General features: G+C 66.2%; 1 protein-coding gene. It reads left to right on the forward strand.

The features are described from left to right. Positions 1-261 (forward strand): hypothetical protein (locus FLQ44_RS10955; protein WP_206208814.1); only part of this gene is annotated, 261 nt, incomplete at its 5' end. Between the last annotated feature and the right edge of the window lie 14 nt (positions 262-275).

Genomic DNA, 275 nt, shown 5'->3' on the forward strand with positions numbered 1-275 from the left:
GCGGAAGCCGCCGCTCGTTTCGAACTGCCGGCCGACCGGATCGGCGATCTCGTCGTGATCGGCCGCCGCGACATGACGCTCGGTACGCGTGAACGCGACCACGATCTGTCGGGCCTCACGGTGCCGCTGCGTTCGCATGGCGGCGTGTCGGAGCAGGAGGTGCCGCTGCTGTTCAATCGCCGTATCGAGCGGGACGATCCCGCACGTCGCCCGCGCAACTTCGACGTATTCGATTTCGTGTTGAACCGGATCGCGACATGATGGCTCATCCGCGC

The organism is Vogesella mureinivorans (assembly GCF_007644035.1).
GTDB lineage: Bacteria > Pseudomonadota > Gammaproteobacteria > Burkholderiales > Chromobacteriaceae > Vogesella > Vogesella mureinivorans.